Here is a 15,252-nt window from a genome sequence, read left to right as displayed (position 1 = left end):
CGTTTCTTTTGTATGAAAAATCATATATAATGATACCATAAACGTGAAGAATTTAGTAGCGTTTTCAGGAAACTTCACATAATTTTAAGATTTGACAGGAGAGAAAAGATGGAATCAAAGAACTTAATTGTCAGGGAGACTGTTTTTGACGACTGTAGGTATTTCGCAGAATGGGAAGTGATGCCGGAGGTAACAGAATTCCTTACAATCGATGAGGACAGGGACTATGAGCAGATTGTCAAAGAGTTTGTCAGATACAGCATGGATCCGACAAAGCTGCAGTTTACTATTACCCTGAAACCGGAGGACAAGCCGATTGGTAAGGTTTATCTGTCCAGAATCAACAGAGCTGATGATTCCCTTGACATTACGAGGATCTATATTGCAGATGTCGAAAACAGGGGCAAAGGCTTGGGAGAGGAAGCATTGCGTCTGGTTTTGGAGTATGCGTTTATACACCTCCATATGGAAAGAGTTACTCTGGATCATTTCGAGAAAAATAAACCGGCAGCGGCTCTGTATGAAAAGGTTGGCTTCATGAACGAGGGATTGATGCGGAATGCCGGAAAGAAAAATGGAAAATATGTAAATCTGCAATTGAAATCTATGCTGCGCGCAGAATATTATGACAAGCTTCATAAATAGACAGGAAGAAAAAATTTTTTTGCATATGCTTTGCAATGACTGGGCTGGTTGCTTTATGCAACCGGTCCTTTTATAATTTTGCAAGTTTGGTATTGACCTGAAGGGGTATGAATAGTATAATTTGGTTGATTCATTTTTAAATTAGCACAATATATTGTGTTTTGAAGGAGATACAAAATCATGGAAAATATCACGAAAATTATCAAGAGAGACGGACGTACAGTACATTTTGACGTGGAAAAGATTACTGAAGCAATTTTTAAAGCCGCGCAGGTTTTGGGCGGTAATGACAGAGATATGGCTGCATATTTAGCAAGACAGGTAGAACTGTATTTGCTGGAGGTTTGCCATAATTCCACGCCGACTGTAGAACAGATTCAGGATGCTGTTGAAAAGATACTTATTGAAGCCGGACATGCCCGTACTGCAAAGGAGTACATCTTGTACAGGGCAGAACGGACCAGAGTTCGTGATATGAATACAAAGCTAATGCATATTTACGAGGATTTAACCTTTAAAGAAGCAAAGGATAATGATGTTAAGCGGGAGAATGCGAATATAGATGGAAATACCGCCATGGGAACGATGCTGAAATATGGCTCAGAAGGCGCGAAGGAATTCTATAAGATGTATGTTATCGATCCGAAGTATGCAAAGGCCCATGATAATGGAGATATTCACATTCATGATATGGATTTCTATACACTGACTATGACCTGTTGTCAGATCGATCTGATTAAGCTGTTAGAAAACGGTTTTTCTACAGGTCATGGCCATCTTAGAGAGCCGAATGATATCGAAAGCTATGCTGCTTTGGCATGTATTGCAATTCAATCAGATCAGAATGACCAGCATGGCGGACAGTCAGTGCCTAACTTCGATTACAGCATGGCGCCTGGCGTGAAAAAATCCTACAAACGTCTTTATGCTACGAATTTAGGTAAGCTGATGGAAGGTCTGCACGGTGTGGAGGACGGTGTCGAAAAGGCGAAAGCGATCTGTAAGGAGATTGAAGAAGAATGCAGCGTTTATCCGTGTATGGCCTGGGACAACAATTATCGCGAGGCAGAAGCAAAACTGCTACAGAATTTGATCGATTCGCCGGCGGATATTCAGAAGCTGCAGGATATCGCCATTCGTTTCTCTGACAAGGAAATCAGAAGAAAGACTTATCAGGCGATGGAAGCGCTGATACATAATTTAAATACCATGCATTCCAGAGCAGGAGCACAGGTGCCTTTCAGTTCTTTGAACTATGGTACAGATACTTCTCCTGAAGGACGTCTGGTAATGGAGTGTATTATGAAGGCTACCGAAGCAGGACTTGGAAATGGTGAAACACCAATTTTCCCAATCCAGATCTTCAAGGTTAAGGAAGGCGTTAGCTACAATCCGGGAGATCCTAATTATGATCTCTTTAAACTGGCATGTAAGGTATCTGCAAAGAGACTGTTTCCGAATTTTTCCTTCTTGGACGCGCCGTTTAACGCGCAGTATTATCGAGAGGGAAGGCCGGAGACAGAGTGTGCGTATATGGGCTGCAGAACCAGAGTGATCGGAAATGTTCATGATCCTTCACGTGAAATCGTTTACGGCCGAGGGAATTTATCCTTCACATCTATTAATCTGCCGCGTCTTGCTATTAAAGCCAAGGGCGACACAGACATTTTCTTTGATGGACTGGATCACATGATAGATATTGCAATCGGCCAGCTTAACGAAAGATACAGAATTCAGTGTATGAAGAAAGTGAAAAATTTCCCGTTCTTGATGGGGCAGGGAATTTGGATTGACTCTGAAAAGTTGAAGCCTGAGGACACAGTGAAAGAAGTGCTGAAGCACGGTACATTGACGATTGGCTTTATCGGTTTGGCAGAAGCGCTGAAAGCTTTGACAGGAGAACATCACGGAGAAAGCGAAGCAGCAGAAAAGCTGGGTATAGAGATCGTAGCTTACATGCGCAAACGTATGGACGAAGAAGCGAAAAAAACGGGATTGAATTGGTCGCTGATCGCAACTCCGGCAGAAGGTCTTTCCGGCAGATTTGTCAGGATTGACAGAGAAAAGTATGGCGTGATTCCGGGCGTTACAGACAGAGACTATTACACTAACAGCTTCCATGTGCCGGTGTATTATGATATCAACGCTTTTGAAAAGATTAAAAAGGAAGCGCCTTTCCATGCGTTAACCAACGGCGGCCATATCTCCTATATTGAGCTGGACGGAGACCCTCTGAAGAATTTGGACGCTTTTGAAAAGGTTGTAAGATGTATGAAGGAAAGCGGTATCGGCTACGGCTCTATTAATCATCCCGTGGATAGAGATCCAGTCTGCGGCTATACCGGTATCATAGATAACGAATGTCCATCCTGCGGACGAAAAGAAGGCGATGGAAATGCGGATTTTGAGAGGATTAGGAGAATTACCGGATATCTGGTAGGTACGATGGATCATTGGAACGACGCGAAGACCTCTGAAGAAAAGGATCGAGTGAAACACGGTATTGGAGAGGGTTTTGAGATTTTATGATCAGTGAATCTTTGAATACAGAAAGAAAGCTACGGCTGGCAGGTATCGTGAGAGAGTCCATCGTAGACGGACCCGGCATCAGATTTGTCGTCTTTTGTCAGGGGTGCCCTCATCTTTGTCCGGGATGCCACAATGCAGTGACTCATGATTTTAACGGTGGTTATGATTGTAGTATAGATAAGATTCTGGAAGCCATTGATGAGAATCCTCTTTTGGACGGCGTAACCTTTAGCGGTGGAGAGCCTGCGTGTCAGAGCGCTGGTTTTCTGGCTCTGGCAAAGGAAATTAAGGAGAGAAATCTTCATATCGTCATGTATTCAGGGTATACCTATGAAGAACTGACGGATATGTCCGTAGAGGATGCTTCTTTAGATGAGTTGCTGCATATTGTTGATGTATTGGTGGACGGACGCTATGAGGTGTCAGAAAGAGATCTGACACTGGCATTCAGAGGCAGCAGAAATCAGCGTCCGATTGATCTTGTTCGCACATGGGAGACGGGAAAAGTTTCGTTGGCAGAAAAATTCTGACTGATTTTTGAAAAAAAGCTTGTAACAGAGATGAAATGATGATATAATATCGCTTGTTCGATGTGACAAAAGAACGAATTATGAAGAAATGCTATACGCTTAAGATATTAAAGGAGGTGCGGTAGATGTCAAGAAAATGTGAGATTTGCGGAAAGGGACAGGTTTCCGGAAACAGTGTATCCCATTCCAACAGACACACTAGAAGAAAGTGGAATGCTAACATTCAGACTGTAAGAATCAACGACAACGGTACAGTAAGAAGAGCAAACGTATGCACAAGATGTATCAGATCTAATAAGATCAACCGTGCCATCTAAGTTGGATACAGAAAGCAAAGCCCGCCTTGAGCGGGTTTTTTGTTTATGACCTAACCCAGCGAAGCCAAGCGTTAGCGCAGGGTGAGCCGTAGGTAGGTCAACTGAAGAATTGCATTCCAGCTAAAGCTGGGCAATTCCTGTATAGTACCTTCCAACAATTCGCAGAGCGAATTGGGATAGGTACATAAAACGCGAGGCTTGCCCAAGAAAACGAGGTTGGAGAACGATGTTTGATTGGATGCAAGCTACGGCGCGCCTAACCCGGCGAAGCCAAGCGTTAGCGCAGGGTGAGCCGTAGGTAGGTCAAATAGTGAGCCTTTAACCTCGGCTAAGCAGCGTAATACCGCAAATTACCAGAACTGCGCCAAGGAGAAGTATCCATGCCTTTGGCGGCAGAAAAAAAGCGCATACCGTTACCACGCCGAATACGATGAGAACAAAGCCAATATCTTTGGCTTCCTTATAATTGCAGATCGGTTTTTTCTTTTTATAATTCCCCATAATCTTCACCTCTGCTATCTTATGCGAGAAAGATAGCAAATGTGACAGAAAAAGCTTGCGATAGATTCTCAGTGAAGGTAAACTATAGATAGCTTGAAAAGGGAGAGGTGATCACAGTGACTGTATCCAGAGAAACAAAGCTTGGAACAATTTCCATTTCTAATGCAATTTTTGCTCAGATTATTTTAGAATCCTTTGAGCAGGATATTTGTAAAGGAAAGGTTTGGCCGGCTACTAGACGCGGCAGGCAGATTGGCGGCGATCAAAAGGTCAATGCGGCGGATTATGCTGGGTATGTTGAAGCAGAGCGCAGCATGGATGGAACCTCTATCGATTTAGAGTTCTCTGTTATTATTCAGTTTGGCAGCGGTATCCGGCGCATTACGGATGCTGTGGCAGACTATATCGCAGAAGTGATTTATCAGAAGCAGGGGAAATATCCTAATCAGATTAAAATTCGTATCACGGGCGTCAGGTCACGGCAGATCGCCAGAAGAAATTTAGAGGTAATTAAGAGTTATGCAGCTAAATGACAGTGTGAAAACCCTCAAAGGAGTAGGTCCTAAGAAGGCGGAAAATCTGGCAGCCTGTGGAATCTGTACGCTGCAGGATCTTCTGTATTTTTTTCCGAGAAAGTATGAGGATCGCAGGGAAATTATTTCAATAGACAAATTGACTCCAGGTAAAGATGTTTTAATTTCCGGACGTATTCTCTCTCGCCGTTACAGTGGCAATCCGTATAAAAAGAACACGCCGTTGTCTCTTTTAGTCAGTGATGAGACGGGAACGATAGAAGTGCTTTTTTTTAACGGACGTTATATTGCTAACCTGTTCAATATTAACCAAACGTATACCTTTTACGGACGGGTTACAGCCAATTTTGATCGTTTGCAGATGGTGCATCCTGAATTTCACAGGACGGGAGATCCGGCGGATGTTCGAGGTATTATTCCAGTGTATCCTCCTATTTCGGGTGTTTCTCAAAATGAAATGAGGAAGCTGCAGCTGCAGGTACGGGACTTGTATGATGCATTGGATGAATGGCTTCCCAACGGTATAGCTGAAGAATACAGACTGGCTGATCCTGCATATGCAATTGGAAATATTCACTTCCCAAAAGACAGCCGTCAGATGCTGGAAGGCAAATTCCGGTTGATCTTTGAAGAACTTTTTACATTAGAGACGGGACTTTTTTATATTCGTAATGACAGTCGTAAGGATCGGGACGGCACGATCGTCGACGGCAAGCTGGCAAAGCCGTTTATGGAGGGCCTTCCTTTTTCTTTAACAGAAGGACAACAAGCGGCATGGGCCGATATATGCGGCGATATGAACAGCGATAGGGTTATGAATCGTTTGATTCAGGGAGACGTAGGTTCAGGAAAGACTGTATTAGCCGAGCTGGCTATGTTTGCCACAGCAAAGAGTGGGTATCAGAGCGTAATGATGGCGCCTACAGAGCTTTTGGCAAAACAGCATCTGCAGTCTTTGACAAAGGATTTCGCTCCTTATGGTATTTCAGTAGGTCTGCTGTGCAGCAGTATGAAAACGGCCGAAAAGAAAAAGGTACTGGAAAAATTGGCCGAGGGTGAAATACAGGTGTTGGTGGGAACGCATGCTGTGATTCAACCTGATGTTGCGTTTAAAAATCTCGGCATGGTCATTACTGATGAACAGCATCGTTTTGGTGTGAATCAGCGAAGCTTGTTAACGAAAAAAGGGGAGAATCCTAATATATTGGTTATGACTGCAACGCCGATTCCAAGAACTCTGGCAGTAATTTTGTACGGTGATCTGGATATTTCGCAGGTTCGTACGATGCCAAAGGGAAGAATTCCCATAAAAACGACGCAAACAGATATGGAAGGACGTCGAAAGGTATATGGATTTGTAAAGAAGCAGCTACAGCAGGGCAGGCAGGCCTATGTTGTAGCGCCGCTAATCGAGGAGTCAGAAAAGATAGATGCGAAATCAGCAGAAGAACTCTTTGCTGAGCTGACCAGATTGTTGGAAGGCTTTTCCGTTGCTTTGGTTCATGGCGCTATGAAGCAGGATGAAAAAGACTTCATTATGAACGAATTTGAAAAAGGATATATAGACGTATTAGTATCAACAGTAGTGATTGAAGTAGGAATCAATGTGCCTAACGCTGCGGTTATGGTTATCGAAAATGCAGAACGATTTGGTCTGGCACAGCTTCATCAGCTGCGAGGCAGAGTAGGACGCGGCAGCGAGCAGTCATATTGTTTTCTGATCTGCGGCAGTGACAGTGAAATCGCCAGGCAGCGGTGCGGCATTATGTGCGATACGTCCGATGGCTTTGAGATTGCGGAGGCTGATTTGCAGCTGCGAGGCCCCGGAGAAATTTTCGGAACAAGGCAGCATGGCTTACCCCAAATGCAGATCAGCGATCTGGTACGTCATGGGGACGTTTTAGAAAAAGCTAAGGACGCTGCGAAGAAGATCATTGATTCTGATCCACAGCTGGAACGGGCTGATATGCACCAATTGAAAAAAAGGGTTCAAAAGATGTTTGGAGAGGATATCCGGTTGGAATTATAACAGTGAAAACCGGATATCTTAAATGAAAAAGGACCATCTCAAAATGAATTGAGACAGCCCCTTCTCTAACATTGGTTACAAATTGTCGTTATAGACTTTGCTTATTTGCCGGATAACTGCTTTTCAGCCATCTCAACGAGCTTCTTGGTCATATAACCACCGACATAACCGTTCTGTCTTGCAGTCAGGTTACCCTTGTCAGTCTGCTCGTAGTTGGACATACCCAGCTCATTTGCAACTTCTGTCTTCAGATTGTTCAATGCAGGTTTTACATTGATACCCATCTGCTGTAAACTGTTGTTGTTATTGTTGTTGCTCATTTGTTTTCACCTCCTGTTTACGTTATTAATTTAACCCGGAAGAAGGTTTCTATGTCTTGTAAATTTTGGTTAAGCGCAGGTTTCTTTTTCATTGCGAATATCCAGTCTTTCTGTTATACTACTATAGATAGAGCGTGATAAAATCGCTGCAAGAAAAAAGACGGCAGAAATGAGGATCATAATATATGAGAATTATTACAGGAGCATATAGAGGACGTAAATTAGAGACGCCTCGAGGCGATGATATCCGACCGACGACAGATAAAGTAAAAGAAGCTGTTTTCAATATCTTAATGCAGGATACTTATGATGCGGTTTGTGTGGATTTATTCACAGGAACAGGAAATTTAGGACTGGAAGCTTTGTCCAGAGGCGCGCGGCGTTGCTATTTTTGTGATAACAGCAGAGATAGTCTGCAGCTCGCTAAGTTGAATATTCAAAAGTGTCACGCGGAGGATAAAGCCATTGTGCTGGCAGGGGATTACAGCAAGTGCCTTGCGAGAATTCGCGAGCAGGCGGATATCTTTTTTTTAGATCCGCCGTACCAGGCAGGACTTTATGAAAATTGCCTTGCGCTCATAGATTCCCTTGATTTATTGAGTGAGGAAGGTATAATATTAGCAGAGCACGGTGTGCAAGATGAGATGCCGCGGAAGGTTGGACGGTTGGAAAAAACCAAGGAACGGAGATATGGACGAATTATGGTGAGCATTTACCGACGAACAGACGACGCTGGCGCAGGAGATCAAGAAGGAGAGGAAGAAGCGGAATGAAGCGAGCATTGTATACGGGCTCTTTCGACCCTATGACCAACGGTCATTTAGATATTATTACCAGAGCGTCGAAGATGTTCGATGAATTGGTCGTTGGGGTGATTGTAAATCCCAATAAGAATCCTCTGTTTACCAGAGAAGAACGCGTTGCTATGATTCAAGAGGTTACTGGCGATCTGCCTAATATACGCGTAGATTCCTTCGAAGGACTTCTGGCTGATTATGTTAACCAGAATCATTTTGACGCCGTAGTAAGAGGACTTAGAGCTACATCAGATTTTGAATACGAAATTCAAATGGCGCAGATGAACGCATGTCTTTTTGATAAAGGTATTGAGTCAGTATTTTTGATGACGAGTCCAAGATATTCATTCATCAGTTCCAGTATGATTAAAGAAGTCGTATCTTTGGGAGGCAGTGTATCCGGTCTGGTACCGCCGCTGATTTTAGAAAAAATTAAGGAAAAGTACAGCAGGAAATAGGAGGATCAAATGACAGTATTAGAATTATTAGAAGAAATTGAAGATATCGTCGATACTGCCCCTGGCTTGCCATTGACCGGCAAGATCATGGTAGATGCAAATGAATTGCTTGAGATCGTTAGGGAAATCAGATTGAGCCTCCCGGATGATGTACAACAGGCAAAATGGGTGAAGGACGAGAAGGAACGGATTTTGACAGAAGCGAAAGGCGAATACGAAAAGATTATCGTAGAAGCAAAGAAGCAGGCTGATTATCTGGTTGAGACGGATGATATCACCTTGCGGGCGCAGAAGATGGCTGAAGGTATTCAAAAAGATGCCGAGGATTATGCTAAGGTTTTGAAAATGCGTACATATGATTATGTAGATAAGATGCTTTACGATATGCAGGCCAGGATGGACGAGCTGAATATGAAGTATTTTGGCGAAATGTACACAAGCCTGGAAAAATCCTTCCAGGAGATCGGCGGCGTACTGCAGAGCAATCGTGATGAAATCAAGGAGATGGCTTACCGTACGCAGAACGGCCAGGACGAGGTAGTTATGAGAAGCGAGGAAGAATAACTAGTATTTACAGCGCAGTGACATAAAACCCATGAGGAGAGAATAATCTGTATCATGGGTTTTAAATTTATGCTACAAAAAAATAAACTGGTTACGGCAGGAGCTATAGGCTGCTGCATATTAATGGTAATATTTCCTGAATTGACTGAGCGAGCGTCTAAAGAGGCAATCGGCCTCTGGCTTAACGCTGTAGTTCCCTGTCTTATGCCTTTCTTCATCGCCTCCAGCTTTCTGCGGCAGACAGGAATCGCGACGAAGCTATCGCCAGGAATTTATCCTTTGGCTATGGCAGTGCTTTCCGGTTATCCTATGGGAGCGAGGATTGCAGGCGATACCTATCGTGAGGGAAGGCTGGATGGAAAGCAGCTGGAACAGATCTTGAGCTACAGTATGGTCACAGGACCGGCTTTTATCATCGGTTCTGTAGGCGTTGGATTTTTGGGCTCGCATCAGATGGGTATTGTTCTGGCGATAAGCCATTATGCGGGAGCTATGATCAATAGTCTATTTTATCATGGTTCTTCGTCAAAGGGTGTCAGTCAGGGAATTGCCACACGTCGTACTGACCGATACTATGACATTCTTACGGATGCTATTTTAGACAGTTTTCGATCTATAGGCCTGATTCTGGCTTATATTATGATCTTTATGATTGCCGGAGATTTGTTACAGTTTTCAGGTCTTTTGCGTTTGATGCCTACACCAGAAATGGCGGCGGTGGTTAAGGGCTTTATGGAAATGACTGTAGGCGCGGGTAGTCTGGCAGCATGCCAGTGCGGTCTTGCGGTAAAAACAACACTTACCTCTTTTATGATCAGCTTCGGCGGGTTATCCGTACTGGGACAGTCGATGAGCATGTTGGGAGGCTGTGATGTATCCTTTGGAAAAATATTTATCATGAAATTGAGCCATGGGTTAATCAGCGCAATCATCACTTTTACAATCATCGCTTTTGTGGTATAATGAACGCAGGCCATTGAAACGGCGTTGCCGCAAGGAAGCGTTCATTGAATCATGACTTGCGATTCTATATTCAGAGGAATCGTCATGGTATAATGTCTACACACGGTGACTGACGAGCTGAGAGCGAAGACAGAGGTTAGCGCTTATGGTATGATAGGAAAATGAAAAGTATTGGAATAATAGCAGAATTTAATCCTTTCCATCAGGGACATAGTTTTTTGATTGAGAAAGCGAAAAAAGAAAATAACGCGGATACAGTAGTTGCTGTTATGAGCGGCAGTTTTGTACAGAGGGGAGAATTAGCGGCCTATGATAAGTGGACCAGGGCAGAGGAAGCTGTAAAAAACGGCGTGAATCTGGTGGTGGAACTGCCTGTGGTTTTTTCTTGCAGCAGCGCAGCCTTTTTTGCTTATGGAGGAGTGAAAATTCTAGAGGGCTTTGGCTGTATAGATTATCTGGCTTTCGGCAGCGAGTGCGGCGTCATATCAACGTTGCAGAAAACCGCTGATTTTTTCAATCATCATGAAGCTTTGCTTCACGATAAAATAACGGATCTGATGAAAGAGGGTAATTCTTATCCGCGAGCCAGAGAGATGGCCGTAAAACTGTTGTCCGTTGATTTGGATCTTTCAACCATTTCTGAGCCAAATAATATTTTGGCGGTAGAATATCTTCGTTATGTAAAATCCATGCAGCCATGGACAGTAAAACGGCTGGGCGAAGGTCATCATCTGTCAGCTTCACAGCTGCGAACAATTTTGATGAACGAGAATACGGAAATCTGGACGAAACGGCAGCAGGCCTATTGGCAGATGGTGTGCAGCGCCGTGCTTTGCATGGATCCGGAATCTTTGCGGATGATTTTGTCAGCAGGCGGCGGTCTTTCGGACAAACTGAAAAAGGAAATCAGATATGCTTCTTCTGAGGAAGAATTGCTGGACAGGCTGAAATCCAAAGCGTATACGCATACTCGTATTCGCCGGATGCTAGCACAGACCTTGCTGCGTATGGAACGCCGTCATGTGGAACAAGCACAGCCGTATATACGGATACTTGCTTTGGACAGTCAGGGCGCGGCTTTTTTGAGAGAAGTGAGAAAGCGGGAATGTGCCGGACTTCCTTTGATCACCAATATAAACCAGGGTTTGCGCCAATTTCCGCAGATTCAGGAAACACTGGATAAGGACGTCTTAGCGTCTGATTTGTACAATCTGGCTAACGGCAGGGACCTTTACGCGTGTTCTGATTATGTGACACAGGTGAGGAGAGTATGGTGAACCGGATTGCTAAAAATGTTGTTTTGTCAATGATGTGACACCAAAAAGGGAGCATCAATTTGACGATATGGTATCATGAGAATGCAATTCTAAAGATGCCCTTTTCTCCAAAGGTGTAGCCCACCCAAGGACTGGTTTAGGGGTGTTGTTGTAACGTTTTAGATAGCGGAGCATCTGCACTTTTAAATCTTCATAGGAGTAGAAATACAGGTAATTGTAAAATCGCTCCTGGTCCAATCGATGGCTGCGTTCTACTTTGCCATTGTGTCTTGGTGTGCGTGGACGAATCAGCTTGTGGGTAATGCCAAGTTCATCACAGAGTTTATCCATCGGATGTAGTTTTTTGTAGTCTTTTGGATAAGTAAATTCAGCGCCATTATCCGTTTGAATCATTTTTGGTGTATATCCAAAGAATTGGATAGCGCGCTTTATGAAATTAACGGTAGAATAAGAACTCTGTTCTTTATATGGGTAGAGGAAGCGCTGTCTGGAAGCTTCATCTATGATTGTATATTGATAAAATTTGTCAGGCATAGAGCCAGTATAGCAGGCAGAGGGCACATATTTCACATCCATCTGCCACTTTTCACCAACAGCCTGAGGAGTCGCATAAGGCTTTGGAGTATATTTGTTAGTGGGAGTCACTTTTTGCTTGGTATACCCTAGCCGAGAAAATACACGGTAAAGAGAGCCGGGATGCCTGCGATACCCTTTGGAAGTACGTAATTTTCCATAGATTTCGCAGACGGAGGCGTGGGGATTGCGTCTGTGCAAATCATGAATCCACTTGAGTTCCTCAGTGGTATGAGAAGAAGGATGAGGCGTTTTGGGTCTGTGAGAATGATCCATAAGGGACTCTTTCGTACCATCAAAGCGTTTGTTCCAGCGCATAAGGGAAGATTTAGATATATGGTAGCGCCTGCAGACAAAGGCGACGGACTGACCGCTGCGATAAAGATTCACTGCGTAAAAACGGGTAGAAATTTCATGTGGCAAATATCGTTGAGTTTGTGTTATACTGTTCATGACGATAGGGTTCCTTTCAGATATGTTTTTTGTGGTGATTAACATTCTAACAGATCCTATCGTCTTTTTCTATAGGCAAGTGTCACATCAATTGTAACTCTACAAGTATGGTGAACCGGATTGCTAAAAATTCCTTGATTTACCTTGATTTAGGGTGTATAATTTTAAAGTCACTATACTAGATCAAAAACAGATATAGAATTTCATGAAATATGGAGGATTAGAATGAAAGTATTAGTAATCAACTGCGGAAGCTCTTCATTGAAGTACCAGGTTTTAGACATGGAGACAGAGACTTTGATGGCTAAAGGACTGGTAGAGAGAATCGGTATGGACGGTTCTGTGATTATCCATGAGAAAATTGGTATGGACAAGGTTAAAAATGTAGTACCGATGAAGGATCACAAGGATGCGATTAAGCAGGTTCTGGATGCAGTACAGAATAAGGAATATGGCGTTGTGGATTCCATGGAGGATATTGGCGCTGTAGGACATAGAGTTGTACATGCCGGTGAAAAATTTGCGGAATCCGTTCTGATCGATGATGCTGTTGTTGCAGCTTTGGAAGAATGTATAGATCTGGCTCCGCTGCATAATACGCCAAACTTATATGGTATTGCGGCATGCAAGGAACTGATGCCGGATACACCGATGGTAGGCGTATTTGATACAGCATTCCATCAAACAATGCCGCCGGAATCATATCTGTATGCAATTCCTTATGAATATTATGAAAAGCACGGTATCAGAAGATACGGTTTCCACGGAACTTCTCATAAATACGTAGCGCAGAGAGCTGCTTCCATGCTCAACGTTAACATTAACGATCTGAAGTTAATCACCTGTCACTTGGGTAACGGCGCTTCTGTATCCGCCATCAAGCACGGCAGATGTATTGACACTTCCATGGGCTTCACACCGCTGGAAGGATTGGTTATGGGAACTCGCTGCGGCGATATCGACCCTGCTATCGTAACCTATATCAGAGAGAAGGAAAACCTGCCGCAGGGTAAAGCGAACGAAATCTTAAACAAACAGTCCGGCGTACTGGGTATTTCTGGAGTTTCCAGTGACTTCAGAGATCTTGAAGAAGCTGTAGCCGAAGGTAATGAAAGAGCTGCTTTGGCTTTGAAGATTTTCGCTAAAAAGGTTAGATTCTACATCGGCGCTTACATTGCAGAAATGAACGGAGTAGACGCGATCATATTTACTGCAGGCGTAGGTGAAAATGACGTCAACATGAGAGAACTGATCTGCACAGATCTGGGCAACCTTGGCATTAAGCTGGATATTATTAAAAACAAGGTTAGAGGTAAAGAGACTATCGTTTCTACGGAAGATTCTAAAGTTAAATTGCTGCTGATCCCGACGAATGAAGAATTGATGATCGCAAGAGATACGTACAGTATTGTTAAGAAACATAAAAAATAATGTTGACATTCTGAGGGTTTCCGTATATACTTTAGAAGTTGACGATTATTATATTTGTTTAAAATAGAATCGAATCGAGAATGGAGGAGGTGTAGACAATGGCAGTTCCAAAGAGGAAAACATCTAAGGCTAGAAGAGACAAGAGAAGATCTCCGAACATGAAGAAATCTTTACCGGGAATTTCTATCTGTCCGCAGTGTCACGAGCCAAAACTTCCACACAGAGTATGCCCTAATTGTAACTATTATGACGGCAGGGAAGTTGTAGCAGAATAGCTTTGAGGAATTTTCACAAGCATGTAAAAGAGCAGTTGAAACAGAACTGCTCTTTTTTCATAGAAAGCTATATCATTTTAATGAAATACCGTAACGGCACATTTCATCATAGAGTAGGTATAACGTTTTGTTTTCTGGTTCGCACAACGGCAGCCGATATTCTTTTTCCATGTAACCCATCATATTCAGCGCTGCTTTAACCGGAATCGGATTAACTTCACTGAATAGCGCCTTGATCAAAGGAATCATTTTCAACTGCTGTTTGGCCGCTGCTTTATATCTTCCTTTCAAAAAGTCCGACGTCATTTGATGATAATCAGCAGGAATAATATTCGCTACTGTAGAGATACAGCCGATACCGCCTATAGACATGATAGGGATAGTCTGATCGTCGTTTCCGGAATACAGATCAAAATCACTGCCGGCCGTAAGAGATGCGATTTCACAGATCTGAGCGATATCACCGCTTGCTTCTTTGATTCCGCATATGTTTGGATGCTTCGATAATTCTTTGACTGTGTCAGGCAGAATATTGACACCGGTGCGGCTCTTGACTGAATAGAGGATGATCGGCAGGTCTGTATAATCAGCGATCATATTGTAATGGCGGATTAAGCCTTTTTGCGTAGCTTTATTATAGTAAGGGGTTACAATGAGCAGGCCGTCGGCGCCGGCATATTGAAATTCTTTTGCCAGATACATGGACTGTGCGGTATCATTGCTCCCAGCCCCAGCAATGACGGGAACTCTACCAGCAGTCTTTGCTACAGTGAATTCCACCAGGGAAAGCTTTTCTACAGAATTGAGAGTAGAAGCTTCACCGGTAGTGCCACAGGAGATGATAGCGTCGGTACCTGACTGAATGTGCCATTCTATTAGCCGTTCCAGGGCATCGTAGTCTATGCGTCCATCCTTGAAAGGCGTAACTAAAGCTACGCCAGAACCTTTAAAGATTGACATAAGGCTGCTCCTTTCTTTTTTCATTTATAGTATTCATGAAACAAAAAATTTGTTCTTTCCTTTGCGCTCTTATAGTTGAATTGTTAAGAATAAAATG

The 15,252-nt window shown here is 43.4% G+C and carries 17 protein-coding genes; 13 read left to right on the top strand and 4 right to left on the bottom strand.

Annotated elements, in window-relative coordinates; genetic code table 11:
• Window positions 1–108: 108 nt before the first annotated feature.
• The 4 genes from ACPW7J_RS07970 to rpmB all read left to right on the top strand — a co-directional run bounded on the left by ACPW7J_RS07970 (window position 109) and on the right by rpmB (window position 4,021).
• Complete coding sequence (locus ACPW7J_RS07970) at window positions 109–645, top strand: GNAT family N-acetyltransferase (RefSeq protein ID WP_161875266.1); 537 nt, start codon at window positions 109–111, stop codon at window positions 643–645.
• 180 nt (window positions 646–825) lie between these two features.
• On the top strand, window positions 826–3,174 hold the full coding sequence (locus ACPW7J_RS07965; protein ID WP_425754902.1) for an anaerobic ribonucleoside triphosphate reductase: 2,349 nt from the start codon (window positions 826–828) through the stop codon (window positions 3,172–3,174).
• Window positions 3,171–3,704, top strand: a complete 534-nt coding sequence (nrdG, locus tag ACPW7J_RS07960) for an anaerobic ribonucleoside-triphosphate reductase activating protein (protein WP_424959870.1) — start codon at window positions 3,171–3,173, stop codon at window positions 3,702–3,704. Before ACPW7J_RS07965 ends, nrdG begins: the two co-directional genes overlap by 4 nt.
• 125 nt (window positions 3,705–3,829) lie before the next feature.
• Window positions 3,830–4,021, top strand: a complete 192-nt coding sequence (gene rpmB / locus ACPW7J_RS07955; protein ID WP_161875263.1) for a 50S ribosomal protein L28 — start codon at window positions 3,830–3,832, stop codon at window positions 4,019–4,021.
• A 318-nt stretch (window positions 4,022–4,339) separates the two neighbouring features.
• Here rpmB and ACPW7J_RS07950 read toward each other — a convergent pair whose 3' ends face one another.
• Complete coding sequence (locus ACPW7J_RS07950) at window positions 4,340–4,522, bottom strand: hypothetical protein (protein WP_425754901.1); 183 nt, start codon at window positions 4,520–4,522, stop codon at window positions 4,340–4,342.
• A 116-nt stretch (window positions 4,523–4,638) separates the two neighbouring features.
• Here ACPW7J_RS07950 and ACPW7J_RS07945 point away from each other — a divergent pair, with 116 nt between their 5' ends.
• Together ACPW7J_RS07945 and recG are read left to right on the top strand one after the other, a co-directional pair.
• Complete coding sequence (locus ACPW7J_RS07945) at window positions 4,639–5,055, top strand: hypothetical protein (protein ID WP_161872994.1); 417 nt, start codon at window positions 4,639–4,641, stop codon at window positions 5,053–5,055.
• Window positions 5,042–7,084 (top strand): ATP-dependent DNA helicase RecG, encoded by a 2,043-nt coding sequence (gene recG, locus ACPW7J_RS07940; protein ID WP_424959868.1) that lies wholly within the window; start codon window positions 5,042–5,044, stop codon window positions 7,082–7,084. Before ACPW7J_RS07945 ends, recG begins: the two co-directional genes overlap by 14 nt.
• Window positions 7,085–7,185: 101 nt before the next feature.
• On the opposite strand, the gene ACPW7J_RS07935 is transcribed toward recG, so the two are convergent.
• Window positions 7,186–7,404, bottom strand: coding sequence for an alpha/beta-type small acid-soluble spore protein (locus tag ACPW7J_RS07935; protein ID WP_161872995.1), 219 nt, complete (start codon window positions 7,402–7,404; stop codon window positions 7,186–7,188).
• A 185-nt stretch (window positions 7,405–7,589) separates the two neighbouring features.
• On the opposite strand from ACPW7J_RS07935, the gene rsmD reads away from it, so the two are divergent.
• The 5 genes from rsmD (at window position 7,590) to ACPW7J_RS07910 (ending at window position 11,463) form a co-directional block, all read left to right on the top strand.
• A complete protein-coding gene (gene rsmD, locus ACPW7J_RS07930; RefSeq protein WP_425754900.1) occupies window positions 7,590–8,177 on the top strand; it encodes a 16S rRNA (guanine(966)-N(2))-methyltransferase RsmD in 588 nt (195 codons plus the stop codon).
• Window positions 8,174–8,659, top strand: a complete 486-nt coding sequence (gene coaD, locus ACPW7J_RS07925) for a pantetheine-phosphate adenylyltransferase (protein WP_161872997.1) — start codon at window positions 8,174–8,176, stop codon at window positions 8,657–8,659. Before rsmD ends, coaD begins: the two co-directional genes overlap by 4 nt.
• A 9-nt stretch (window positions 8,660–8,668) precedes the next feature.
• Entirely contained in the window at window positions 8,669–9,223 is a 555-nt protein-coding gene (locus ACPW7J_RS07920; protein ID WP_161872998.1) for an ATPase, read from the top strand.
• Window positions 9,224–9,277: 54 nt separating this feature from the next.
• Window positions 9,278–10,186, top strand: coding sequence for a hypothetical protein (locus tag ACPW7J_RS07915; RefSeq protein ID WP_425754899.1), 909 nt, complete (start codon window positions 9,278–9,280; stop codon window positions 10,184–10,186).
• A 161-nt stretch (window positions 10,187–10,347) separates the two neighbouring features.
• Window positions 10,348–11,463 carry a tRNA(Met) cytidine acetate ligase gene (locus ACPW7J_RS07910; protein ID WP_161873000.1) on the top strand — a complete coding sequence of 372 codons (1,116 nt, stop codon included), beginning with the start codon at window positions 10,348–10,350 and terminating at the stop codon, window positions 11,461–11,463.
• A gap of 54 nt (window positions 11,464–11,517) precedes the next feature.
• Here the strand turns inward: ACPW7J_RS07910 and ACPW7J_RS07905 are convergent, their stop codons facing one another.
• Window positions 11,518–12,489, bottom strand: a complete 972-nt coding sequence (locus ACPW7J_RS07905; protein ID WP_425754898.1) for a DDE-type integrase/transposase/recombinase — start codon at window positions 12,487–12,489, stop codon at window positions 11,518–11,520.
• 225 nt (window positions 12,490–12,714) lie between these two features.
• Between ACPW7J_RS07905 and ACPW7J_RS07900 the strand changes: the two genes are divergently transcribed.
• Both ACPW7J_RS07900 and rpmF read left to right on the top strand, forming a co-directional pair.
• Entirely contained in the window at window positions 12,715–13,920 is a 1,206-nt protein-coding gene (locus ACPW7J_RS07900) for an acetate/propionate family kinase (RefSeq protein ID WP_425754897.1), read from the top strand.
• A 98-nt stretch (window positions 13,921–14,018) separates the two neighbouring features.
• The gene (gene rpmF, locus ACPW7J_RS07895) at window positions 14,019–14,195 is read left to right on the top strand and encodes a 50S ribosomal protein L32 (protein WP_161873002.1); all 177 of its coding nucleotides are present in this window, start codon (window positions 14,019–14,021) and stop codon (window positions 14,193–14,195) included.
• 72 nt (window positions 14,196–14,267) lie between these two features.
• Here rpmF and dapA read toward each other — a convergent pair whose 3' ends face one another.
• Window positions 14,268–15,155 (bottom strand): 4-hydroxy-tetrahydrodipicolinate synthase, encoded by an 888-nt coding sequence (gene dapA / locus ACPW7J_RS07890; protein WP_161873003.1) that lies wholly within the window; start codon window positions 15,153–15,155, stop codon window positions 14,268–14,270.
• Between the last annotated feature and the right edge of the window lie 97 nt (window positions 15,156–15,252).

It is taken from the genome of Ihubacter sp. rT4E-8, assembly GCF_049852125.1.
GTDB lineage: Bacteria > Bacillota > Clostridia > Peptostreptococcales > Anaerovoracaceae > Senimuribacter.
Note: the sequence above shows the minus strand (reverse complement) of the source record. Positions and strands in the feature narration are given on the sequence as shown.